Here is a 23,423-nt window from a genome sequence, read left to right on the forward strand (position 1 = left end):
AATATTCCGACAGACTTTTCAAAGAGGGTTATTCTAATTTCGTTTGGACAGCAATTATTTAACTGCAACCAATTTGATATCGATTACGAAATCATCATTGATCATTTTGTCTCCCAAAGCAGAAGCATCAAAGAATGATTTTGAGTTGTATTTAATGTCGTATTTAGAACGGTCAACAACCAATTTACCAGTTACGTCAGCACCTGTTGCAGTTGGTTTCACCGTTACAGGGAAAGTTACAGGTTTCGTGATTCCTTTGATCGTAAGGTTACCCGTTACGTCATAAGTACCAGCAGCTTTTGCAACCGCTTTTGTAACTACAAATGTTGCAGTCGGGTGTTTTTCAACACCAAAGAAATCTTCTGATTTCAAGTGACCGATCAATTTACCATTGTATTCTTTGTCAGCAAGGTCAGTACAAGTGATGCTATTAAGGTCAGCAACAAATTTACCGCCAGTCAATTTTGCACCGTCCAAAGTCACAGCACCTTCTTTCAAAGAAATTTTACCTGTGTGCTCGCCTGTAACTTTTTTACCTGTCCATACCAGGTCACTTTTAGAAGCATCAACTTTAAGGTTTGTAGCCTTAACTTTTCCATCAGCAGCAGAAACCGCAGTAAATGTGAACAAAGAAACTGCAACAGAAGCAGCAAACGATTTTAAAGAATTCATTGTAGTCATGATTAAAATTAAATTGAGTTGTTTGTTATTATTGTTAGTTGTTGTTTTTCGATTCGCGTATTTTATCAAGTAATGAGCTGATCAGATCAGCTTCTTCGTGCGTAATGGCATTCATATTGTTATCCCATTCGTCCACCACCGGATCCAGTTTTTTCAGGAGTTCCAAACCAGCTTCCGTAATAACGACATCCACCGCCCGGCGGTCATTCGGGCAGGATTTTCTGTCGACCAGCTTTTTTGCAAGCAACTTATCAATCAATCGCGAGGTATTGGAATTTTTATCGAGCATTCGCTCGGCAATATCACTAACTTTGATCGGGCTGGGATATTGTCCGCGCAAAATCCGTAAAACATTGTATTGTTGCGAAGTAATATCGTGCTCTCTGAATCCATCCACCTGCTGATATTGAATCCAGTTACTGGTATAAATCAGGTTGAGCGCCAATCGTTGATAAGGGCTTCGAAATTTTTTTTGTTTTATATCGGTTTCAATAGACATAGCTTAAATCGTTCAAATGTAATACTGTGTATATACATATAATGTTGAAACATCTAATCAGTTAAATTAAGTTCACGCACTTGAAAAATATTTTCAAATATTTTTCAAGGCATCCCCGTACCCTACTTAACGATCTATTAAACAATACATTATCCAGAGTAATTTCTCACAGAAAAAAATATGTTCCCATTATCAAGGCCGCTGATTCTTGCCTCCAACTCACCCCGCAGAAAACAATTATTACAGGATACAGGATTTGATTTTGACATTGAAGTCATCCCGACGGATGAAAGTTTCCCGAAAAACATGCCCACCAGTGACGTCGCTGCATACATTTCAGCACAAAAAGCGGAGATGTTTATTGCTTTACATCCTGAAAAACTGGTTTTAACGGCTGACACCGTGGTGATCATCGGCGATACAATTTTGAATAAACCGAAGGATTGCCAGGAAGCGCTGCAAATGCTTACGATGCTATCGGGAACAACGCATGAGGTAATTACGGCGGTCAGTTTGCTGGCCGATAACAGTATTCACACGGTGTCCGATACGGCTCAGGTGACATTTCGGACATTAGATAAAAGGGAAATAAACCATTATATTGAGCGCTATCAACCCTTTGATAAGGCCGGCGGTTACGGGATCCAGGAATGGATCGGTATGATTGGGATCGAGCGGATCGAAGGTTCTTTTTATACCATCATGGGCTTGCCCGTTCATATCGTTTACCAGCTTTTAAAACCTTTTATTAAAATATAATCCTGGTCTTCAGGTACTCTGTTTAATTTTATCACAATGCTGATGCGTCCGGTACTTCCCAAATTTATTCCACGCGTTTGTTATGAAATCTTTGTCAGGTCGTTCTGCGATTCTAACGGCGATGGAATTGGTGATTTAAACGGAATTACGTCCAGGCTGGACTATCTCAGTGACCTCGGTATTGAGTGTATCTGGCTGACCCCCATTCATCCGTCTCCGAGTTATCATAAGTATGATCCGGTTGACTATTATGCCATCGAACCTGAATTTGGGACGATGGCTGATTTTAAACGGCTTCTCTCGGAAGCCCGTAAAAGAAACATTGCCGTTTACCTGGACCTTATTGTCAATCATACCAGTACGTACCATCCCTGGTTTGTTGAAGCGAGCAAAGGGAAAGATAATCCCTACCGGAATTTTTACTGGTGGCTGCCGCCTGCTAAAATTGAAGAACTTGGTATCGCCGAGCGCCAGACCTCCGATGATTCCGACGAAGTGTACCCGTGGCACGAGATTCCGGGAGATCCGGAAAAATATTACGGACTTTTCTGGAAAGGGATGCCCGACCTGAACTACGATTCTGAGGCATTAAAAAAAGAACTGGAAAAAATCATTACTTTCTGGCTTTCCGAAATCGGTATTGATGGTTTTCGACTGGATGCTGCCCGGCATATTTATCCGCTTTGGGAAAGCGAAAAAAATCTGAATTTCTGGGCGTATTTTAATCAGATTGTTCAAAAAGTAAAACCGGGTGCATATACCGTCGCGGAAGTCTGGGCGAGTACTTATGAGGTTGCCCCTTATCTGGAAAACCTGAATGCTACCTTTCACTTCGATCTTAGTTTTGCTTTGCAACGGATCCTTATTCAGGGAAAGGATGAAAATATTATTCAGCAGCTTATTGCAAGTTATCAGCAATTCGAGGCGTTTAACCCTGAATTTGTGGACGCCATAATGCTCACCAACCACGACCAGGACCGGATCGGCAGCGTTGTCAGCAACAATCATGAAAAAATGAAACTGGCAGCCTGTTTGCTCCTCACCCTGCCCGGACAACCTTATATATATTACGGAGAAGAAATTGGCATGCTGGGTACAAAACCTGACCCGTATATCCGGGAACCCTTCCTTTGGTCAAAACGTGAGGACGATCCGGATAAAACCAATTGGCAACAGGCCGAATTTTCTACATTGAAAACCATCCAGCCTCTTTCTGTGCAAAGGACAGATCCCGATTCCATTTACAACCATTATAAAAAACTAATCGCATTACGTAAAAGTACACCCGCCCTTTCACAGATTATTTCTCCTAATCTTGAAGAGGTAGAATCGCTTGATGACGAAATTATCGCATACGTCCGAACGCACCCGACCGAGCCCGTTTTGATTATCCATAACCTGAGTGTGGATACAAAATTTATCGACCTGCCGGAAAGTAAAAAGGATTTTAAAAAAGTACTTTTTTCATCGCCTGCCACAACTGTTGATGCAGAAGGAAAATGGGAACTTCCGGCATTGGGAAGTCTTCTTTTGGTAAAAACTCCGCAGAAATCTCCAACTGACATTTAAAATACAGTAGGGAATAAGCCCGCCCGCTCTTTTACCGGATAACTATCGAACATCAGATCAGTCCTGTAACATGAGATTATCAGCTACATACATCGTCCTTATATTATTGTCCGCTTTCACTTCAGTGAGCCACGCGCAGAAGAATTATCCAACATTAGGAAAAATTACTTACAACGACCCTAAACTGGAAAAACTCCTGCCTAAGGATTCAAAACTGGATGTATTGGCGATGGGTTTCGTATGGTGTGAAGGCCCGGTTTGGGTGAAAGATGGCGGTTATCTGCTTTTTTCGGATGTTCCTAAAAATACGGTTTACAAATGGGATGAAAAAAATGAGCTTTCCGTTTTTTTAAAACCTTCGGGTTATACCGGCCTGGGCGAATATAGTAATGAGCCTGGAAGCAACGGTTTAATGATCGATAAAAAAGGCCGGCTTATATCCTGTGAACACGGCGACAGACGTATTTCCGCGATGCCGTTGAACAAGGGTGGAAAAATGACACTGGCTGATCGTTTCGAGGGGAAACGTTTCAACAGTCCTAACGACATTGTCGAACATGCCAATGGCAGCTATTATTTTACAGATCCACCTTACGGACTGGCTGGTTATGAAAAAGATCCTTCGAGAGAAACTCCCTATTTCGGTGTTTATCAGATCACGCCAAATGGTGAGGTAAAAATGATTATTAACGATTTACAAAGACCAAACGGTCTGGCATTTTCAGTGGATGGAAAAACGTTGTACGTCAGTCAGTCAGATCCGGAAAAGGCTGTATTAATGGCATACCCTGTCCTGGCCGATGGTTCTGTGGGAAAAGGAAAACTTTTTTATGACGCGACACCCATGAGCAAAACCGGACTTCCGGGTCTGCCTGATGGCTTTAAGCTGGACGCAGAAGGGAATATCTGGACGTCCGGTCCGGGCGGTATTTTGATTATCTCACCGGAGGGCAAATTGCTCGGAAAAATAGAAACACTCGAAATCGCATCCAACTGCGCCTGGGGAAACGATGGTTCGATGTTATATCTGACTGTCGACGGATATTTGTGCAGGATTAAAACCAACACAAAAGGAGCGAACTGGTAAAAAATAAGGCTGTCGCTTTTGATTTGCGACAGCCTTATCTTTATTTATTGCCGATACCCCGAATATTAAAGAGGATATCTTCCACTTGCTTTCTGGTAGCAGGCCAATCTGTTTTCCCTTCTTTATAAACCCTCACATAGGCTTTATACAAAGTCAGCTGATTGCCGTCAAGCTTGTTAAGCTCCTGCGTAATATTTTCCCGCTCACTTGAAGAAGCATTTTTAAATCGGTCCAGCAGGCTGTCCTTCCGGCGTTCTGTGATATCAAGCTCATAGAGCACAAGATCTCCAAGTTTATCCATCTCGGCATACTGATCAACCAGACGCTGATTATACTCCACTTTTCCTCCTTGCACAGTGCTGGCTCCTCTGGAATCAGTATTGTTAACCGGCGCAGCATAATTTCTTTTTTCAGGCTGCGTTGCATCTCCGGCAGATCTGATTACCGCCACAGAGTCCTTCCGTGGAACAGTCTTGCTGTAATCAGTCTGGGTAGAATAATTTTTGGACCCCGAAGAATCCGACCTGCTCAGGCTGCTTTTAACATTCGCGCAGGAAAAATTAAGTAAAGCAGCTATTACCGTTATCGTTAAAATAGATATCCGACGCATACAAGAGGGTTTTAAAAATTATGTCGCAATCCTAAACTCAAATTAGGGTTGAAATAAAATACCTTTGGAAGCAATTCCAGAAACCCTCCCCCTTCTATGAAAAACGATGTCGGTTTCTGCGCAAAGAAAAATTCTGCACCGGCCGTAAGAGAAGGCCCTGTTGAAATATTATTGGTGTGTACATCCTTGATATTTGGATTGGGATAATAACGGCGGGAGTTGATCTGAACCCCGGCTCCCCCATAAGCCAGCATTCTTTCATTGAACATAGGCACATACCACAAATAAGTACCGTTGATCATAAAACCAATATCCGAATACTCACCGGCTCTATATGTTTTTTTACTTTTCAACAGTCCTGTATACGTTCCGATTGAAACATCCAGCGCGTTTCTGTCTCCATATTTCCGAAGAACAACACCAACGGGTTCGCCTAATTTAAAACCAAGGGCCCATTTTTCGGGCTGCGCATGTGCAATAGAAAAAGTAAAAAACAGGGCAAAAATTAAAATAGCTTTTTTCATAAACGTGTATGACTAAAAATTAAGAATGGGTTTTTAAAACATCAGACTTCCCGAAAACCGGCTGTTAATGAATCAATTAAAATCGAGCCAGTTCACCGCTCCATCTGAATATTTCCTTTGACGAATAAGTAGCGTTTTGGTCACATATCAGCTACCCAGAGATAAGGTATAAATTGTTTCCTTTAAATCAAATTATGCATTGGCCTTTGTTTCAGGATCATTTTATTTCTAATATTGACCCAGTATTTCTTTTATTCAAAACTAACATTTTGCCCGGTGGTTGATAAGACAAAGAGTAAAATCTTTAATTCCAAAGACTTAATTGCGTATTTTCTTGTAGCCGGAACAGGGGCAGTTGTTCAGTTGCTTTGCAGTAGTTTATTCAAAGATTGGTTTGGACTCACATTTCAGGAATCTATTTTACCTGCCTATGCCGCTTCTTTTGTGGTGGGTTTTGCCCTGACCAAATTGTTCGCTTTTAACGCGCGCAAAACCAACCAGACCCGACGGGAAATGGTAAAGTTTTTAATGGTTGCGGTATTTTCCGGATTTGTGACCTATATCTTTTCAACGGCGGCCTATTACATTTCAGACAATTATTTTGAACAATATAATTACCTGCTGCCCTGGTCAAAAAAGTTTGTCAATGTCAATGAAATGATGTGTTATATCGTCGGGATGGGTTTCAGCTTTATCAGCAATTACATCCTTCATAAAACTTTCACGTTCAAAAGCACAGGCTTTTACAACCGCCTGAAAGTGCTTATACGGTAGTACAATAAGATTTCCAACAAAAAATGCACCGGTAATTCGGTGCATTTTTTGTTGGAACACGATCTACGCTTTAAAGTCGTTCAACAATCACGGCAGAAGCTCCACCGCCACCATTACAGATGGCAGCCAGGCCATAGCGGCCGTTTTTTTGTTCTAAAACGGATAACAGGGTGGTAACAATTCTGGCACCGGATGCACCGAGCGGGTGCCCCAGTGAGACCGCTCCGCCAAACACATTAACCTTTTCTAAATCCAGCCCGAGCTCTTTGATGTAATAAAGCGCTACTACCGCAAAAGCTTCATTGACCTCAAAATAATCAATATCCGATAGCGATAACCCTGCTTTTTTTAGCACTTTATGCGTCGCTAAAACCGGTGTTGTCGTAAACCATGATGGATCTTGCTCGGCATCCGCATAGGCAACAATTCTGCCAATGGGTTTCGCTCCTGATTTTGCCACGATGGCAGAACCGGCAAGAATAAGTGCCGCCGCCCCATCATTGATCGTGGAAGCATTGGCTGCCGTGACTGTTCCCTCGGGGGAGAAAACCGGTTTCAAAGAAGGTATTTTGTCAAATTTAACACGTTTGAACTCCTCATCTTCTTCAACAAAAACAGAAGCCGCACCTTTCGGTGAAGGTATCTCGACCGGAACAATTTCATTTTTAAAATAACCGTTTTCACTGGCCCCGGCACTCGAACGGTAAGAGCGGATTGCAAATTCGTCCTGCTGCTCGCGGGTTATGGTATATTTTGAAGCCGTTTTGTCTCCGCAAAGTCCCATGGCATTCTGATCATAAACATCTGTCAGACCATCTTTTAACAATCCATCCAGCACTTCACCGTGTCCGTAACCATATCCATTTCGTGCTTTGGGCAGATAATAGGGAATTTGCGACATATTTTCCATCCCTCCCGCAACAACAACCTGCGCATCACCCAACTGAATAGCCTGCGCACCCAACGCAATCGCCTTCATACCCGAAGCACAAACCTTGTTCACCGTTGTACAAATGACCTTTGACGGCAAACCGCTAAAAACAGCAGCCTGACGTGCGGGCGCCTGTCCCAGATTTGCAGAAATAACATTTCCCATGTAAACCTCATCTACCGAATCCGGATCGATCGAGGATTTTTGCAACGCGCCTTTAATCGCAACAGCGCCAAGACGGGCGGCGTGCACCGAAGATAATGCACCACCAAAACTGCCAATAGGTGTACGGGCAGCCGCAAGAATAAAAACTTCTTCTTTCATGTTCCTGGTTTTGTTGATTTCCGGACGGAGCTTATCTCCATCCATCCTATTTACTTTAACAATAAATATAACAAACCCGGTCTGAAAAAGAAGAAGTTTTTATGTTTCGTTCAATAAGTTGTAACCTAAAAAGTTACAAAGCTGTAACCTTGGTCACGAACCGGTATAGAAAGATTACTACTATAAAATCAGGTTTTATAACCTCGACAATTTTAAAAAAGTAACAGGGATATCAGAGTTCTTCGGAGCTTTGCGGCAGCCGGTCGTATTCACCTTTCAATCCATAATAACCAAAAATCATCAATCCTGCGCAAATCGGAATGAAGATGATGATAATGATCGACCATTGCAATGTCGTGTTTGTTCTGGCAATTCCTTCTGCTGCGGCTGCAATTTTTTCGATGGCCTGCATAACCAGAAACAGAATAATTACTGGTCCGAGTACAATCCAGACAATGCCTAACAATCTTTTTAAAGCGTTCATATTTTCTATTGAATAAAATGTCAAAAATAAAATTCCGGGAAGATTTTTAGTCGTTTACATCCCGGTCACCTTTGTTGTTAATGTAAACTGCCCCGATGATAAATGACAGTGAAGCAATTCCAATCGGATACCATAAACCCGACAAAGGAGTCGATCCCTGAAAGGATGCAACCAGCGTAGCGATAAACGGCACCAATCCTCCGAAAACACCATTTCCGATATGATATGGCAACGACATGGATGTATAACGGATCTGTGTTGGAAACAGCTCAACCAAAAAAGCGGCAATGGGTCCGTAGACCATCGTAACCAATAAAACCTGGAAAAATACAAGTGCGATAATTGTCCAATAGGTGCTGGATGGAAGCGTAACATCCGCAAAGGAAATTTTTGGCTCAACGGCCGCCAAAGTCGGATCGGTATGGATGGTTTCTACTTTCACTTCTTTGAAAGTACTTCCATCCTTTAATGTTTTCACCACTGTGCTCGTAACAACCGAGTCACCTTTTTCCTGTAAAAACTCACGGGTCACAACCGGCGCTGAAACAGACAACAATTCTGTTTTCTGAAATTCCCCTACGTTGGTAGCGTCAATGAAATACTGGTATATCGGGCGATAGAAAATAATACCCAGCAGCATACCTGTAAGCATAATCCATTTTCTGCCCACTTTATCACTCCACGAGCCAAACACGACAAAAAACGGAGTGGCAAATAATATAGCCCAAAGCAAAATATAGCGCGATTCGTTAAAATCAAGCTTGCAGGTATTTTCAAGGAATGACTGTGCATAAAACTGACCGGTATACCAGATCACACCCTGCCCCATCGTCGCGCCGAAAAGTGCAAGCAACACCATTTTGAAATTCGCTTTTTTCTGAAAACTCTCTTTTAAAGGATTCGCAGAAATTTTCCCCTCCGATTTCAATTTTGAAAACACCGGCGACTCATGCATTTTCATCCGGATGTATATCGATACACCTACCAACAGAATTGAAAGCAGGAACGGAATCCGCCAGCCCCAGTCGGCAAAAACATCGGCACCTAAAATATTTTTAGTTCCTACAATTACGCCAAGAGACAGGAACAGCCCCAGCGTTGCCGTTGTTTGGATCCAGCTTGTAAAAAAACCACGTTTTCCCTCAGGCGCATGCTCGGCAACATAAGTTGCAGCACCACCATATTCTCCGCCCAGCGCCAGGCCCTGGACAAGTCGCAATATCAAAACCAGAATGGGCGCAGCGTAACCGATGCTCGAATACGAAGGGATCAGCCCGATCAGAAATGTGGAGCCACCCATTAATACCAGCGTCAGCAAAAAAGTATATTTTCGCCCGATTAAATCACCCAACCGGCCAAATACCAGCGCTCCAAAAGGCCGTACGATGAAACCGGCTGCAAAAATCGCCAGTGTATTGATTAACGCCGATGCTCCGGCGTCGCTTGGAAATAACTGGTGCCCGATGATAACGGCCAGGCTCCCGAAAATGTAGAAATCATACCATTCTATTAATGTTCCCAGTGAAGAGGCTGCAATCACTTTGGTGATGCTTTGTGTAGCATTGTCGTCTGTACGCATTGATCAGGAAAAGGTGAGTAATGATTTAATGAAAAGGAATAGGTTTGCCGCGATAAATGGCAATGAATTAGCAGGATAAGGCAGAAATCCGCTGGCAATACTCATTAAAAAACTAAAAAAGCCTCCCAAATAAATTGGAAGGCTCCTAAAAAAGCTCCTTAATTTTATAACGCTTACTGACTATTCGGGCCATTCGTCGTCCTCATCGTCAACTTCACTGTACGGGATATCATCTATTTCGTCCTCACTTTTTCTTGTCAAATCAGGATCATCAGCCGGCTTTCGGCCAGGAATTGAATTTTCAGGAAAGTCGGGATATACCGGCGCTTCTAAAATCGGTTTGCTGGTATCTGCTATGGCAGGTTCTCCTCTTTTGCGTATCATAACGTTTCAGTTTAAAAGGTTCACTACTAAACTTCTGTGATGAATTTTTCAAATAATCGTTCCTTAAAATATTTTATACCAGAATTTATAGATGTGTAGAGAATTTTCCGTTTTTGTAGAAGATGCGCGCAGTAAAGTTACGAATCGGCAAAGAACATTTTACCTCAGATTTAATTATCGCATTTGGTAATATCTAAAATCGTGGTGAAATTGCCGGACCATAAAATATTTCTTACTCCCTGATCCGCCCGTTCTGTTACCAGACCGGCTGTGTTTCATTATCCCTAATCTCCTAAACCATTTGAAAATGTTTAAAAAAATTATCCCTCTGTTCATGTTGATGACCGGGATTTTCTGCCAGCCTCAGACCTATGGCGCTGCGGCAGATTCTACGCTGATTGTCAAGAAAACTACCGACTTCAAAGTAGACGGCGAAGGAAGCGCTAAAAACTGGGACAGTACAAACTGGTTTGACCTGACCGTGCAAACCGGTCCTAAACAGACTGTACCGGGAAAAGCTTTTCCGACCAAGGTTAAAATCCTTTATTCAGACAAAGGTGTCTATTTCCTTTTTGATTGCGCTGACAAAAAATTAACCGCCACCATCATGGAAGATTTCGGCACTTTGTTTAAGGAAGATGTGGTAGAGGTTTTTCTATGGCCGGATACCTCAGAGCCCATTTACCTCGAATATGAAATTTCACCCCTGGACTATGAACTGGCTATACTAGTCCCAAATTTGAAAGGAAGAGCCCAGGGATGGAGACCCTGGTTTTACAACGACAGCAATAGGGTTCAGCATGCCACCAGCGCGCAGGGCGGACAAAAGAAGAGCATGGCATCCGTGGAAGGCTGGAAGGCCGAATTTTTCATTCCTTATACACTCATGAACCCGATCGTGCAATCACCTCCAAAATCGGGCACCAAATGGAGAGGAAATTTCTATCGCATCGACTACGATTCTGAAACAGCCTACTACTCCTGGAAAAAAACCAGTGGCAGTTTTCATGAATTCAACAAGTTTGGCACACTCATTTTTGAATAAAATTTAATTTCAGATCAATCCTAAATCATGAAAAAAATCACGCTTACCTTAATCTGTTTACTATCTGCGGTCATGGCATTTGCACAGAAAACGAAAACCCGGGAGATACATTACGTTGGAACCTACTCCCAAAAAGGAGAAGGCATTTATGTGTATGAATTCGACCGAAGCAATTTCTCTTACAAGGAATTACAGATTTTGCCTAATAAAAACAGCCCGTCATTTCTTGAATTTCACCCGAATAAGCAATTCATTTACGCGGCCAATGAGGGTAATAACACGATATCTTCCTACAAAATTGATCCCGTAACAGCTAAACTTACACCGCTAAACGAAAAGCCTTCCGAAGGAAAAGGCCCTTGTCACGTAAGCGTTGACCCGAAAGGCAGATTTATTTATGTTTCCAATTATGGAAGCGGACAGCTTGCTGTTTATCTTTTAAACAAAGACGGAAGTATCGGCGAGCTTGCCGACGCCATTCAGGATAAAGGTGCGGCCAACCAAAAACCGCATATGCACTCGATTATCCCATCGGCTGACGGTAAATTTATTTATGCCTCCGACCTTGGAATCGATAAAATCATGGTCTACCTGGTTGATCAAAAAACCGGAAAACTTACACCAGGATCTGTGCCTTACGTAGAAGTAAAGGCTGGTGACGGGCCTCGTCACTTTGCCATTCACCCGAATGGTAACTTTGGTTATTCAGCCTGCGAGCTCAATTCGGTAGTGAATTCATTCCAGATCGTGAAAAATTCAGGTGCTTTGGTTCCTCTGGAAAGAGTAAGCATGGTGCCGGCAGACTTCACCGGAAAAAGTTACGCAGCCGATATCCATTTCTCACCTGACGGCAAATTCCTTTATGCATCAAACCGCGGCCACGAAAGTCTGGCGGTGTACTCCGTAGATGGCAAAACCGGAAAATTGACGACTGTTGGCTATCCCGAAACACACGGGAAACATCCGCGTAATTTCCTGGTTGATGAAAAAGGCGAGCTGGTTTACGTGACCAACCGCGACAATAACAATCTTGTATTTTTCAAAAGAAACAGTGCCACAGGTCTGTTAACCTATACAGAAAAGGAAATCAGCATCCCGACACCTGTTTGCGTGAAGCAATTGTTTTTGAAGTAATTGCTTTGATTATAAAAATAATTAAGAGTATCAAAAATGCCTCAGTTTTGAGGCATTTTTGATACATAAAGAAGATTAATCTTTTAAACACACAATCTTGCCCGCATATCCGTATGTGCCGGTAGAAACGCTATCCCAAACGGTTTTTTGATACGCTATCAAATCAATACTTCCACAGTTCTGCGTTTTGGATGATTTGATCACGAACGCTCCGTCATTGACATTCACAGTCCGGCTAAAACTGGTTGGCGGAGCCGGAAGTGATTTTGCTACTCCACTTAACTTGACTTCTGTAAATTCTCCGACATTTGTTGTCAGTCTGAAATTAAGAAGGTAATTATCATTTACTTTAAAAGTACCAACGATATTGTCCCCTTTGGTAAAATGCGTACAATTTCCCTGATCATTAATGGTTAATTCAACGACAGGAAACGTATTATCCATCTGAATCAAATGAGAATCGAATGAACCGTCAAAATGTTCAATGGTGATTTTCAGCAGATCATTCGTGCCCGGAGAAAACAGCGCTAATTTACTGGTAATATTAACATTGTAATTTTGATACGAGTAATAATGAGCAGCATCAGGAATTACTGGCGTATGCAGCACATTACCGCTGCCATCATATCCTGTAAGGTTCAGCACGTCAGTAAGATAATACGATGAGGCAGTAGCCATATTGGTTACTTTTACCCGGTATTTCTGTCCCGCATAAGGAGCTGAAATTCCATGGATTGTAATTTTGCCTCCAAACGGACTACCCGGCTCAACACCGTTTTGATTTTCGTCAATTTTCGCACCACTTACAGTAAGGCCGGTTGTATTATCGATTTGATCAACAGAAACCCCGCCAAGCACAATTATTTTAGGCGACTTTTGATCCCAGTCCGATATCGGCGGAATTTGAACATATGATTCTTTGACATTTCCCCAGTATTCAGCGTCCAGGGAATCCGGGGCAATGCCCCAGGATAAAATGGCTCTTATCTTCAATACCTTCGGAGCACTGCATTTGGTCTTGAATTCGGTCAAATCATACGGCAGAATCGCAGAATATGACAACCCATTTTGATTGGGTACATCAAATACACTGACCGAAGTGGTTCCCAAATGTTTCCACTGACAGTTCCCGTCTTCCTGCACCCAAAAAGAGACAAACTCCTTCGATCCGGTCGTGCATAAGCTACCGCCATAACCATTATTTCTTTTGATCTTAAAAGTAGCGATAAATGCTTCCTTGTGATAATCCAGGCCAACACACCCGAGTTCTTCATAGGTTGTGTTTCCTTTTAACGCACCAAATTTGCTCAGACTCTCTGAAAAACTCAACGCGTTAGAGTCAAAAGTCGCTCCAATGTTTTTCATCACAGAAGTGCTATTCGAATTTATCGCTTCAAACAAGAGTTTTGTTCCTACCCTGTGCGATTCCACTTCGGCATTAGCCTTTTTATAAATCGTGATAAGCTCAGAAAAATCCTCCTTCGAAGACAACAGCTGGCTTTTCGCATCCGCCAGGTTCTTCTCAACTACCGGATTATTGTCAGCAAGGGTTTTTAAAGAAAAATTTGGGTTTAAAACTGCTTTTTCAAGAAGATTTCCAATATTTTCAATCTCAAAAGAGGGGATTAGCAACCTGAAAGGTTGGATCTGAATTTGCTCCTCTTTCACATTTCCCCAAATATAACCCGGCTGTAAAAGGCCCGGATCATTGGCTGGCGGAACTGTATTCCAGCTCAAAACCGCTTTTACCTTAGGTAAAAAAGGACTGACACATCGCTTGTGAGAAGGATTTATTTTTTTGCGAACTACAAAATCAATCGGTTTTTCCAGCTTTTTATTACAATCGAAGCTATCGGCTATGTCATGGACATTTACACCCGTATAGCCCTCGTCAACATAACCGCTGCCGTAATTAACATAAAATCTTACGTACTCATGAGACCCCTTTGAACACAGGCTACCTCCGTAACCGGAAGGCCTCTTGATTTTGATCAGTGCGGTAAGTTCTTCCGTTTCAGGGTTATAACCAACACAACCAAGCTCTTCGTAAGTGACATTAAATTTCGCCTCAAAAAACTCGTACGAAGTTTGTAATTTCAGTTCCTTACTTTTAACTCCCGCAGCAAGAAATAAATTGGATTCCAGCCTGGCAATAAGTAATTGTTTGTCGTCTAATTGTAATGCACACATGTCGGTAAATCATTTGTATTTTCCCTAATCTGTTGCAGGCTTTTCGGGCAGCGCCTTTTCAATGACTCCAGTACCGAAATCCATATCTTAGTTTTTTCCATCCAACGGCAGGCACAAAACAATCCTTTACAGATTCCAGGCTGTATCGAGTTTAAAAACAAGAGATAAGATGACGGACTACGGATTGAGTCGGAAAGTGCCAGTGCCAAGGAAACAAAATCAAACTGAAAGATTTCAATCTATTAAACAAACACCTGGTTATCAGAGGCATAAATAATAAACTATTACAGAACTACCGGGTCTAACGCTTTCCGGATAAGAACAGGAATAAATATTATTTTTCAACAATTACATAAATTCACATTTACTTTTTTAATTTTATCAATTAATACATTATAATTCTATCGAATTATAAAATCACCAAATTAGTTATTGCTATTTCGTTACAATCCTGCAAATAGCGCACCATAATGGTGTTATTGTTAGACATGGTCATCACTCCTGAAAATTGAATAGTTTTAAGATTCTCTGATATCAATAAAGCAACCGGATTGTTATGATTAACGGCCAGAATGACTTGTTTCTAATTTCCCTGATCAAACAGGGGGATAAGCGCGCACTGGATAGTCTTTTCAAAAAATATTATAATTCGCTCTGCCGGTTTGCTTCCTACCTGACCAGCCGGAACGATCTGGCAGAAGAAATTGTAGCTGACGTTTTTTTCAGGATATGGGATAAACGTGAAAATCTGACTATTGAAAAAAACCTGCGTTCCTACCTTTTTACAGCTACCCGACACACGGCGATCAACTATATGAAGCAGGAAAAACTGGTTATGGAAGAGCTCAGTGAAGACATTATAGAAGAAACACCCGGTCCGGAAGACGTTTTTCTGTATCACGAACTGGAATCCCGGATCACAAACCTTATCAATTATCTCCCTCAAAAAAGAAAAGCAATTTTTCAGTTAAACCGTTTTGAAGGTTTTACCTATAATGAAATTGCCGAAATCCTTTCCCTTTCATCCAAAACAGTAGAAAACCAAATGGGTAAAGCCATTAAGCAATTAAAACTTCTGCAAAAAACTTATCAGATATAAAAAATATTCTGACCGGATGGGGGTATCACCATTTTTTATTTGTCTTAACATTAGAAAGCAAAAAATTTCATGTCGGATCACACACCATGGCCTTTAATCGCCAAGTATTTAGCAGGCGAATGCAGCGAAGACGAAAAACTCGCGATGGAATGGTGGCTTGAAGAAGTTGACAACCGGATTTTGTTTGAGCAGGTAAAAACTGCCTGGTTGCAGCAGTCGGCATTTGAAATAAGTGAAGAATTTAACCCCGAAACAGGAATCAATAAACTGAATGCGCTGATTTCAGAGGCCGAAGATCAGGTATATCATGATGAAGACCAAAAGCGAAAATTTATCAGAATACGTTCGTGGCTGGTCGCGGCAAGTATTATTTTTCTGATTGCTTTTGGCTACTTTTTTATCGCCAAAAGCCCCTCGGATAATGAGATCAGGAATCTCGCATACATTCAAAAAGTCAGCGGTAATGAACAGATTCTCAGTTTTTCGTTACCGGACGGCTCAAAAGTGTGGTTAAATAAGAATAGTAAAATCATATTTCCCGACAAGTTTGCCGCAAAACAACGGGAGGTATTTCTTGAAGGCGAGGCGTTTTTTGAAGTTGTGCCCAACCCGGCCAAGCCATTTGTCGTAAAAAGCAATAAAGTATCAACACGCGTGTTGGGAACATCCTTTAATGTAAGAGCCTATAAAAACGATGAGATAGCCTCCGTCTCGGTGGCAACGGGAAAAGTGGAAGTCAGTAAAGAAATCAGCAGAGGAAATCCGATCAGGATCACGCAGCTGACACCACAGCAGGAACTGGTTATTGATACCAAAAAAGACGAAACGTATATAGATATCGTCAGCGCATCCGGTATAGGCGCATGGAGAAAAGATCAGCTGGTTTTTCATAACAATACGTATGCCGAAGTAATAACCAGACTGGAAGCAAATTACGAGGTAGAAATAGATTTAAAGAAGCAGTCGCTTGCCCGGTGCAGGGTGATGGCGAGCTTCAATGAAAATGCAAGCCTGGAAGAAGTACTGAAACTTCTGAGTATATCGAATCATTTCAGCTACACCGTCACCGGAAAGCAGGTAACGATCCGGGGAGGTCTTTGCAGGTGATTTCACGATAAGAAGTAACGATAAATAGGTACAGCCGCAATCACTGTAACAGTGTTTTACTCAACTAAAATCTTATAGTACCCAAGTTTTATTATCACCTAAATCTCTTAACCTTTCTTACCTAAAAACGTATGAACAAAACATTACGTGCACAACCGCCATTAGCCTGGCGCTGGAAACCTATTGCCCTCTTGCTGGCATTGCTGTTTGTCCTCCAACCCGTTTTCGCCCGTTCGATACAGGGCATTGAAGAAGTCAAAATTTCACTTTATCTGAAAGATGCGACACTGCAAAAAGCCTTTCTGGCCATTGAGAAAAAAAGCGATTACAAGTTTATCACCAGTATCGAGCGCATTGACAACAAAAAGAAAATCAATGTTTCTCTTGAAAACAAAACCGTAAAAGAAGCATTGGAAACCATTCTGGAAGGCACCGGACTGGGTTACACACAGGTTAACAACAACATCATTATCAATACCAAACCTGTTTCCAAAACCAGTTCCTCAGAGAATGCTCCTAACCAGGCTGCTGTGAAAACAGCGGCTAAGGAAGTTTCCGGTACGGTGAAAGATGTCCACGGAGCAGGTATTCCCGGCGCCAACGTTTTGGTAAAAGGCTCAACAACCGGTACAAGCACCAATGTGGAGGGAAAATATTCGATCAGCGTAGTTGATGACGGGTCCGTACTTATTTTTTCTTCGATTGGTTATGCAAGCCAGGAAGTAACGGTCGGCAACCGCACCACCGTCGACATCGTGCTGACCGACGATGTTAAGCAGCTTGGCGAGGTGATCGTGACCGCTCTTGGCATTGAAAAAGACTCTAAAAGCGTGACCTATGCGCAGCAGAATGTTGGCGGTGACGAGTTGACCCGTGTAAAAGATCCCAACATGATTAACTCTCTGGCCGGAAAAGCGGCCGGTGTTGTAATCACCAAAGGTACCGGCGGACCGGGTTCTTCTTCCAAGGTTTTACTCCGCGGCAACAAGTCCATCACGGGTAATAACCAGCCTCTTTATGTAATCGATGGTATCCCGATGAACAATGCCAACAGCTCGCAGGGAACAACATTATTTGATACAAGAGATGCGGGTGACGCGATTTCCAACCTTAACCCCGAGGATATCGAAAATATCAGCATCCTGAAAGGAGCTTCCGCGGCGGCTTTGTACGGAAGTCAGGCGGCTAATGGTGTGATCATGGTTACAACCAAAAAGGGGCGCAAAGGTTATTCTTCCATTAACTTCTCCTCCTCTGCCAATTTTGAAAATCCGATTGCATTGCCGCAGGTACAGACTTCTTACGGGCAAGGGTACGGAGGGGTAGCCAATACCGCCGTTAACGATAGCTGGGGCCCAAAAATCACCAACGGCAGCGACAAACATTTGAAAGACTTTTTCAATACGGGAAAGACTTTCGTAAACAGCCTTTCGATAACCAATGGCAATGACATCGGGCAATTTTATTTGTCTTATGCCAATACCAAGGCCAACGGTATCGTACCTGAAAATGATTACAAAAGACATAACGTCAATTTGAGAGGAACCACACAGCTCTTCAAAAACAAACTATCTCTCGACGCATCCGTAAATTATATAGAGCAAAAAGTATACAATCGCCCCCAGGCCGGGTTTTATTACAGCCCTATTTTCAGCCTTTATCTTTTCCCAACGGGAGACGATTTCTCTAAATACAGCGGCAACAATTTTGAAAAATGGGATCCGGCGCGTCTGATGAATGTCCAGAACTGGCCTTACATCAAAAACGAAGCGAGTTCCAACCAAAACCCGTACTGGTTATCCCACAGAAATCAAAGTGATCAGTTCCGTAACCGGACGATTTATTCATTCTCGGCAAAATGGAACCTTACCGACTGGCTTCATCTTCAGGGAAGAGCGACGTACGACAAAGTTCAGGACACCTTTGAATACCGTCAATATGCCTCGTCGGATCCGACACTCGTGGGCAGCAACGGCGGTTACAGAAAGAACCTGACCAATACAGACCAACTCTATTCTGACCTTTTGCTAAGCGGAACAAAAACACTGGGGAAAGACCTTTTCCTTTCCGCTACACTTGGTTTCAGCAACACGCAAAACACGTTTTATGACATGAATGTGGGAAACAACGGATCAACCAACACCTTGTCATTCCCGAACTTTTTCTCCATTTATGCTTTACAAAGTCTGACGGGACAGGGATTTTTCAATGCAACGGAAAGTCTTCAAAAGAGGCTGACGCAGGCATTCTTCGGAACCGCGACGCTGGGATATAAAGAGACTCTTTTCCTTGATGTAACGGCAAGAAAAGAATGGTCCTCTACCGTAAATCAGTCATTCTTTTACCCTTCTGTCGGCTTGTCATACGTATTGCCGGAGAATATCCTGAAAAACAACAACGTTTTGTCTTTTGCAAAAATCAGAGGCTCCTATGCTGAGGTAGGTAATGCGCTCCCGTTTGGTTTTGCCAACTGGACACCACCTTATTCTCTTGGAAATGATGAAAACGTGAACGGCAGAACAACCCTTCCATTTTTTAGCGGAACGGATACGACAAGCCTGAAACCAGAACGTACCCGTTCCTATGAAATCGGTGCTGAGCTTAAATTCTTCAAGGATAAGCTGGGTGTAAACCTTACGTATTACAACGCTACGACCTACGATCAGGTTTTCCAGATCCAGGCACCGGCCGGTGCGGGGGCATCCAATTTCTACATCAATGGAGGAACGATCCGCAACAAAGGACTGGAAGCAGTGGTAACTTACAAAGCCGACTTTGGCGGGGTGTCATGGTCTCCATCGGTTAACTTTTCAAGAAATATCAACCAGATCAGAGAGCTGAGCAGCCTTTTGAAATCCGACTGGTTTGTACTGCAATCCGGCGGAAACACGCGTATGTTGCAACTATTCCTGACACGGCCGGGAATAGCCAACCTCGGCGGACGCGAGTATGGATCTTATGGTGATTTGTTTGGAAAAACGTATCAGCGCGACGATAAGGGCAACATCAAATACAATGAGCAAACCGGGCTTCCATTGCTTTCCAGCGGAACAGATCAGTACCTCGGTAACGCCAACCCAAAATTCCTGATTGGTTTTAATAACCAGTTTAAGTACAAAAACGTAAACCTTTCATTCCTGGTTGACGGACGTTTCGGAGGTAAAATCGCCTCTTTAACAGAACAATGGCTTGACTTCAAAGGCTTATCGAAAAGATCAGGTGAAGCAAGAGACGCAGGCGGTGTGAATGTGAATGGCAAAACCATTCCGGCGGAAACGTATTACAACTTTATTTCCGGTAAAGGCGACGTAGCGGCGGCCGCAGAGGAATATATGTTTAGCGCCAGCAACGTACGTTTGAGAGAACTTGCCATTGGCTACACGTTTCCAAAAGTTTCCAAGGCAATCAAGGATATCAGCATTTCATTTATCAGCAGAAACCTGTTTTTCTTCTATAAAGATGCTCCATTTGACCCGGAAGTAAGCATCACAACGGCTAACAGCATGCAGGGAGTTGAAGGATTCAACATTCCGGCAACACGTTCTTATGGTGTAACCCTTCGTGCCACATTCTAAAAAATATTCACATGAAATTATTTATAGATAAAAATAAATACAACATACTGGCTCTGAGTTGCCTGTTGACTTTCGCTACCTCGTGTACGGATTATATGGAAACGCTTAATCAGGATAAAAAACTGATAACGGACGAGCAGCTGGTTCAGGATGCCAACGAGGGAGGGATTCTTCTTCCCCTGATGATGAACCGTATTGTATCCACTACCACCGGCGTACAAACCCAGCAGAACCTCCAGGCTGAATCCTACGCTGGTTATCTGGAAACACCTACGCCTTTCCTGAACAATGAAAACACGACCACTTATTTCATGGTGGATGGCTGGAATAACACCGCATGGAACACTTCCACGCAAAATGTAATGGATCAGTGGCTTCAAATGTGGAAAAAAGGGTATGAAACCAAATATCCCGATTTATACGCCATCGCTCTGATTATAAAGGTCACGGCTGCGCACCGCCTCGTAGATACTTTTGGCCCTTACCCTTATACAAAATACGGAACAGCGGCTCAGGTAACTTTTGATTCGGAAGAAGAGGCATATACTGCATTTTTCGCTGATCTGGACAAAGCCATTGTAGCTTTAAAAGCTGCCGAGGCTGCCAATCCTAATGCCGACAAGACCCGTTTTGCCAAATGGGATAAATCCTCACTGGGAGGCGAATACACCAACTGGATCAAACTGGCCAATACCATCAAACTTCGTCTGGCAATACGTATTTCAAAGGTCAAACCAGAGCTTGCCAAAACCCAGGCAGAAAAAGCCGTGGCTGCTGAAAATGGCGGATTGCTTGAAACCGTCGGCTTTTCAGTAACACCAACGACCACAAATCCGTATTACACCATGGCCAATGCATGGTCGGATACGCGTCTGTCGGCGACAATCGAAACTTTCCTTTCAGGTTTTGCTGATCCGCGGTTACCCATCTATGCACTGCCCGCTACCGACGCAGCAGCGGCAGGAAAGATAAAAGGCATCCGGGCAGGATCGGAAAGACCGGAAAAGACAAGATATCAGTCGTTCTCTTTGCCTAACGTAACGACCACTTCCCCCGTAAAACAGGTTGATGTTGCTGAAAGTTATTTCCTTAAAGCCGAAGGCGCGCTGAGAGGCTGGAACATGGGCGGTACTGCGCAGGCATTTTATGAGGATGGCGTAAAAGCTTCCTTCAAAGCCAATGGTGCATCAGGTGCCGAAGCTTACCTGTTAGGAACAACCACTCAGATCAGCTTCGTAGATCCTAAAAACACAGCCAATAACTCGCCTGCATTAACCAAGATCACGGTTAAATGGGATGATACAGCGGATTTTGAAACAAAACTGGAACGGATCATCACTCAGAAATGGATTGCCCTTTATCCTGAAGGAACAGAAGCCTGGTCTGAATTCCGCAGAACCGGTTATCCAAAACTTTATCCGGTAGCAATTAGTAAAAACCCTGATCTGCCACTGGGCACTTTCATCAAACGTCTGACGTATCCGTCGGCAGTTACCAATTCAAGCGGTGATGCCGTCAAAGCAGCAGTAGCCGCACATTTGAACGGAAAAGATAGTGCTGCATCCCCAATCTGGTGGGATATAGATTAACCGTTTAAAAACTGCCTTCCGGAACCACTCGCCGGAAGGCAATTTTTAAAAGCATTAAACCAATATAAAAAATCACCAAAAACAGCATAAACAAAATATTATTTGCGCAATTTTTACAATCAAAAAAATTAATTACCAGCAAAAAGAGTATTTTCGCATATTTCCTGCATCCTTTCTCTGTTCATCCGTCAAACGCGTTTTGACACCCCCTTATCACTTTTATTCAGTCCTGTTACATTATGATAAACCGTAGAGATTTAATTAAGCATTTATCCACTTTCCCTCTTTTGGGTGGATTTTTGGGACAAGGAAATATCGAATCTATTGGATTCACGGCCAAGCTTCCGGCCCGGAATCTGGCAAAGGAACTGGGCATCCGCACATTTGTGAATGCCGCGGGTACCTACACGTTTATGACGGGTTCTCTGATGCAGGACGAAGTAGTTGAGGTGATTCAGGGAGCAGCTAAGGAATTTATGATTCTGGACGAAGTTCAGACAAAAGTCGGAGAGAAAATTGCCGCACTTACACACGCAGAAGCAGCCGTTGTTACAGCGGGTTGCTTTTCTGCATTAACGTTGGGACTTGCAGGCGTTTTAACCGGCATGGACCAAAAGAAAGTAGAAGCTCTTCCGCATCTGGAAGGTACAGGAATGAAATCAGAAGTGATCATTCAGAAAGGCCATAGCATCGGCTATTCTCACGCTTTGACCAACGCGGGTGTTAAGATGGTGGAAATCGAAACACTGGAAGAGCTGGAAAAGGCGATTAATGAAAAAACGGCCTTGATGTGGTTTCTGCATATTCAATCCGACAAAGGAAAAATTATGCACGAAAAATGGCTTGAAGTGGCCAAAAAGCACGGTATCCCAACCATGATCGACATGGCTGCCGATGTTCCGCCGGTTGAAAACCTGTGGAGATTTAATGACCTTGGTTTTGATCTGGTTTGTGTTTCGGGTGGAAAAGCAATGCGCGGCCCGCAAAGTGCCGGAATTTTGATGGGCAAAAAACATCTGATCGAAGCAGCAAGATTGAGCATGCCGCCACGTGGTTCAACCATCGGGCGAGGCATGAAAGTAAATAAGGAAGAAATTCTGGGCATGTATGTGGCCCTTGACAACTTCGTTAAGATGGACCACAAAAAGGAGTGGAAAATGTGGGAAGACCGCGCTGCGCTGATCGCCAACGCAGCAAAAAGCGTTAAAGGTGTCAATGTTGAAACTTTCGCTCCGGAGCTTGGAAACCATACCCCCACCCTGCGGATTTCATGGGACGCGACCAAGGTGAATCTGCCGGTTAAAATGTTGCAGGAAAATCTTCGCAATGGAAATCCGTCGATTGAAATCATGCCTGGTGAAAATAACACGCTAACGATCACCACCTGGATGCTTAAACCCGGCGAGGAGAAAATCGTGGCAAACCGGCTAAAAGAAGAATTGTCAAAAGCGGCTGTTTAAAACAGCGATCAAAGATATT

General features: G+C 43.0%; 20 protein-coding genes. 11 read left to right on the top strand and 9 right to left on the bottom strand.

Going from position 1 to position 23,423, the window contains the following annotated elements:
- Positions 1–54: 54 nt before the first annotated feature.
- Entirely contained in the window at positions 55–672 is a 618-nt protein-coding gene (locus M1L62_RS01850; RefSeq protein ID WP_374760293.1) for a YceI family protein, read from the bottom strand.
- A 43-nt stretch (positions 673–715) separates the two neighbouring features.
- A complete protein-coding gene (locus tag M1L62_RS01855) occupies positions 716–1,180 on the bottom strand; it encodes a MarR family winged helix-turn-helix transcriptional regulator (protein WP_254411300.1) in 465 nt (154 codons plus the stop codon).
- A gap of 180 nt (positions 1,181–1,360) precedes the next feature.
- On the opposite strand from M1L62_RS01855, the gene M1L62_RS01860 reads away from it, so the two are divergent.
- The 3 genes from M1L62_RS01860 to M1L62_RS01870 all read left to right on the top strand — a co-directional run bounded on the left by M1L62_RS01860 (position 1,361) and on the right by M1L62_RS01870 (position 4,595).
- A complete protein-coding gene (locus tag M1L62_RS01860; RefSeq protein ID WP_254411301.1) occupies positions 1,361–1,939 on the top strand; it encodes a Maf family protein in 579 nt (192 codons plus the stop codon).
- Positions 1,940–1,975: 36 nt separating this feature from the next.
- Positions 1,976–3,508: an alpha-amylase family glycosyl hydrolase gene (locus M1L62_RS01865; protein WP_254411302.1), complete on the top strand. Its 1,533-nt coding sequence runs from the start codon at positions 1,976–1,978 to the stop codon at positions 3,506–3,508.
- Between the two features lie 70 nt (positions 3,509–3,578).
- Complete coding sequence (locus M1L62_RS01870) at positions 3,579–4,595, top strand: SMP-30/gluconolactonase/LRE family protein (protein WP_254411303.1); 1,017 nt, start codon at positions 3,579–3,581, stop codon at positions 4,593–4,595.
- 40 nt (positions 4,596–4,635) lie between these two features.
- Here M1L62_RS01870 and M1L62_RS01875 read toward each other — a convergent pair whose 3' ends face one another.
- Positions 4,636–5,205 carry a hypothetical protein gene (locus tag M1L62_RS01875; RefSeq protein WP_254411304.1) on the bottom strand — a complete coding sequence of 190 codons (570 nt, stop codon included), beginning with the start codon at positions 5,203–5,205 and terminating at the stop codon, positions 4,636–4,638.
- Between the two features lie 11 nt (positions 5,206–5,216).
- Entirely contained in the window at positions 5,217–5,729 is a 513-nt protein-coding gene (locus M1L62_RS01880) for a hypothetical protein (RefSeq protein ID WP_254411305.1), read from the bottom strand.
- Between the two features lie 276 nt (positions 5,730–6,005).
- Between M1L62_RS01880 and M1L62_RS01885 the strand changes: the two genes are divergently transcribed.
- Positions 6,006–6,503, top strand: a complete 498-nt coding sequence (locus M1L62_RS01885; protein WP_254411306.1) for a GtrA family protein — start codon at positions 6,006–6,008, stop codon at positions 6,501–6,503.
- A 70-nt stretch (positions 6,504–6,573) separates the two neighbouring features.
- Here the strand turns inward: M1L62_RS01885 and M1L62_RS01890 are convergent, their stop codons facing one another.
- From M1L62_RS01890 to M1L62_RS01905, 4 genes are all read right to left on the bottom strand, one after another.
- The gene (locus M1L62_RS01890; protein ID WP_254411307.1) at positions 6,574–7,758 is read right to left on the bottom strand and encodes an acetyl-CoA C-acyltransferase; all 1,185 of its coding nucleotides are present in this window, start codon (positions 7,756–7,758) and stop codon (positions 6,574–6,576) included.
- Between the two features lie 232 nt (positions 7,759–7,990).
- Positions 7,991–8,242, bottom strand: a complete 252-nt coding sequence (locus tag M1L62_RS01895; protein WP_254411308.1) for a DUF6814 family protein — start codon at positions 8,240–8,242, stop codon at positions 7,991–7,993.
- Positions 8,243–8,288: 46 nt separating this feature from the next.
- Positions 8,289–9,821, bottom strand: coding sequence for an MFS transporter (locus tag M1L62_RS01900; RefSeq protein WP_254411309.1), 1,533 nt, complete (start codon positions 9,819–9,821; stop codon positions 8,289–8,291).
- A gap of 180 nt (positions 9,822–10,001) precedes the next feature.
- Entirely contained in the window at positions 10,002–10,205 is a 204-nt protein-coding gene (locus M1L62_RS01905) for a hypothetical protein (RefSeq protein WP_254411310.1), read from the bottom strand.
- 307 nt (positions 10,206–10,512) lie between these two features.
- Here M1L62_RS01905 and M1L62_RS01910 point away from each other — a divergent pair, with 307 nt between their 5' ends.
- Both M1L62_RS01910 and M1L62_RS01915 read left to right on the top strand, forming a co-directional pair.
- Positions 10,513–11,250, top strand: coding sequence for a carbohydrate-binding family 9-like protein (locus M1L62_RS01910; RefSeq protein WP_254411311.1), 738 nt, complete (start codon positions 10,513–10,515; stop codon positions 11,248–11,250).
- Between the two features lie 27 nt (positions 11,251–11,277).
- Positions 11,278–12,384 carry a lactonase family protein gene (locus M1L62_RS01915; RefSeq protein ID WP_254411312.1) on the top strand — a complete coding sequence of 369 codons (1,107 nt, stop codon included), beginning with the start codon at positions 11,278–11,280 and terminating at the stop codon, positions 12,382–12,384.
- Between the two features lie 75 nt (positions 12,385–12,459).
- Here the strand turns inward: M1L62_RS01915 and M1L62_RS01920 are convergent, their stop codons facing one another.
- Entirely contained in the window at positions 12,460–14,574 is a 2,115-nt protein-coding gene (locus M1L62_RS01920; RefSeq protein WP_254411313.1) for a hypothetical protein, read from the bottom strand.
- Positions 14,575–15,130: 556 nt separating this feature from the next.
- Between M1L62_RS01920 and M1L62_RS01925 the strand changes: the two genes are divergently transcribed.
- The 5 genes from M1L62_RS01925 to M1L62_RS01945 all read left to right on the top strand — a co-directional run bounded on the left by M1L62_RS01925 (position 15,131) and on the right by M1L62_RS01945 (position 23,404).
- Positions 15,131–15,673: an RNA polymerase sigma factor gene (locus M1L62_RS01925; RefSeq protein ID WP_254411314.1), complete on the top strand. Its 543-nt coding sequence runs from the start codon at positions 15,131–15,133 to the stop codon at positions 15,671–15,673.
- A 69-nt stretch (positions 15,674–15,742) separates the two neighbouring features.
- Positions 15,743–16,780, top strand: coding sequence for a FecR family protein (locus M1L62_RS01930; RefSeq protein WP_254411315.1), 1,038 nt, complete (start codon positions 15,743–15,745; stop codon positions 16,778–16,780).
- 131 nt (positions 16,781–16,911) lie between these two features.
- The gene (locus tag M1L62_RS01935; protein ID WP_254411316.1) at positions 16,912–20,355 is read left to right on the top strand and encodes a SusC/RagA family TonB-linked outer membrane protein; all 3,444 of its coding nucleotides are present in this window, start codon (positions 16,912–16,914) and stop codon (positions 20,353–20,355) included.
- 11 nt (positions 20,356–20,366) lie between these two features.
- Positions 20,367–21,944, top strand: a complete 1,578-nt coding sequence (locus M1L62_RS01940) for a SusD/RagB family nutrient-binding outer membrane lipoprotein (RefSeq protein ID WP_254411317.1) — start codon at positions 20,367–20,369, stop codon at positions 21,942–21,944.
- 239 nt (positions 21,945–22,183) lie between these two features.
- Positions 22,184–23,404: an aminotransferase class V-fold PLP-dependent enzyme gene (locus M1L62_RS01945; protein WP_254411318.1), complete on the top strand. Its 1,221-nt coding sequence runs from the start codon at positions 22,184–22,186 to the stop codon at positions 23,402–23,404.
- The last annotated feature ends 19 nt before the right edge of the window (positions 23,405–23,423 follow it).

It is taken from the genome of Dyadobacter diqingensis (assembly GCF_024220585.1).
Taxonomy (GTDB): Bacteria; Bacteroidota; Bacteroidia; order Cytophagales; family Spirosomataceae; genus Dyadobacter; species Dyadobacter diqingensis.

Coding starts and splice junctions, on each gene's coding strand:
- M1L62_RS01850 (WP_374760293.1), bottom strand. CDS start 672: ATGAATTCTTTAAAATCGTTTGCTGCTTCTGTTGCAGTTTCTTTGTTC.
- M1L62_RS01855 (WP_254411300.1), bottom strand. CDS start 1,180: ATGTCTATTGAAACCGATATAAAACAAAAAAAATTTCGAAGCCCTTAT.
- M1L62_RS01860 (WP_254411301.1), top strand. CDS start 1,361: ATGTTCCCATTATCAAGGCCGCTGATTCTTGCCTCCAACTCACCCCGC.
- M1L62_RS01865 (WP_254411302.1), top strand. CDS start 1,976: ATGCTGATGCGTCCGGTACTTCCCAAATTTATTCCACGCGTTTGTTAT.
- M1L62_RS01870 (WP_254411303.1), top strand. CDS start 3,579: ATGAGATTATCAGCTACATACATCGTCCTTATATTATTGTCCGCTTTC.
- M1L62_RS01875 (WP_254411304.1), bottom strand. CDS start 5,205: ATGCGTCGGATATCTATTTTAACGATAACGGTAATAGCTGCTTTACTT.
- M1L62_RS01880 (WP_254411305.1), bottom strand. CDS start 5,729: ATGAAAAAAGCTATTTTAATTTTTGCCCTGTTTTTTACTTTTTCTATT.
- M1L62_RS01890 (WP_254411307.1), bottom strand. CDS start 7,758: ATGAAAGAAGAAGTTTTTATTCTTGCGGCTGCCCGTACACCTATTGGC.
- M1L62_RS01895 (WP_254411308.1), bottom strand. CDS start 8,242: ATGAACGCTTTAAAAAGATTGTTAGGCATTGTCTGGATTGTACTCGGA.
- M1L62_RS01900 (WP_254411309.1), bottom strand. CDS start 9,821: ATGCGTACAGACGACAATGCTACACAAAGCATCACCAAAGTGATTGCA.
- M1L62_RS01905 (WP_254411310.1), bottom strand. CDS start 10,205: ATGATACGCAAAAGAGGAGAACCTGCCATAGCAGATACCAGCAAACCG.
- M1L62_RS01910 (WP_254411311.1), top strand. CDS start 10,513: ATGTTTAAAAAAATTATCCCTCTGTTCATGTTGATGACCGGGATTTTC.
- M1L62_RS01915 (WP_254411312.1), top strand. CDS start 11,278: ATGAAAAAAATCACGCTTACCTTAATCTGTTTACTATCTGCGGTCATG.
- M1L62_RS01920 (WP_254411313.1), bottom strand. CDS start 14,574: ATGTGTGCATTACAATTAGACGACAAACAATTACTTATTGCCAGGCTG.
- M1L62_RS01925 (WP_254411314.1), top strand. CDS start 15,131: ATGATTAACGGCCAGAATGACTTGTTTCTAATTTCCCTGATCAAACAG.
- M1L62_RS01930 (WP_254411315.1), top strand. CDS start 15,743: ATGTCGGATCACACACCATGGCCTTTAATCGCCAAGTATTTAGCAGGC.
- M1L62_RS01935 (WP_254411316.1), top strand. CDS start 16,912: ATGAACAAAACATTACGTGCACAACCGCCATTAGCCTGGCGCTGGAAA.
- M1L62_RS01940 (WP_254411317.1), top strand. CDS start 20,367: ATGAAATTATTTATAGATAAAAATAAATACAACATACTGGCTCTGAGT.
- M1L62_RS01945 (WP_254411318.1), top strand. CDS start 22,184: ATGATAAACCGTAGAGATTTAATTAAGCATTTATCCACTTTCCCTCTT.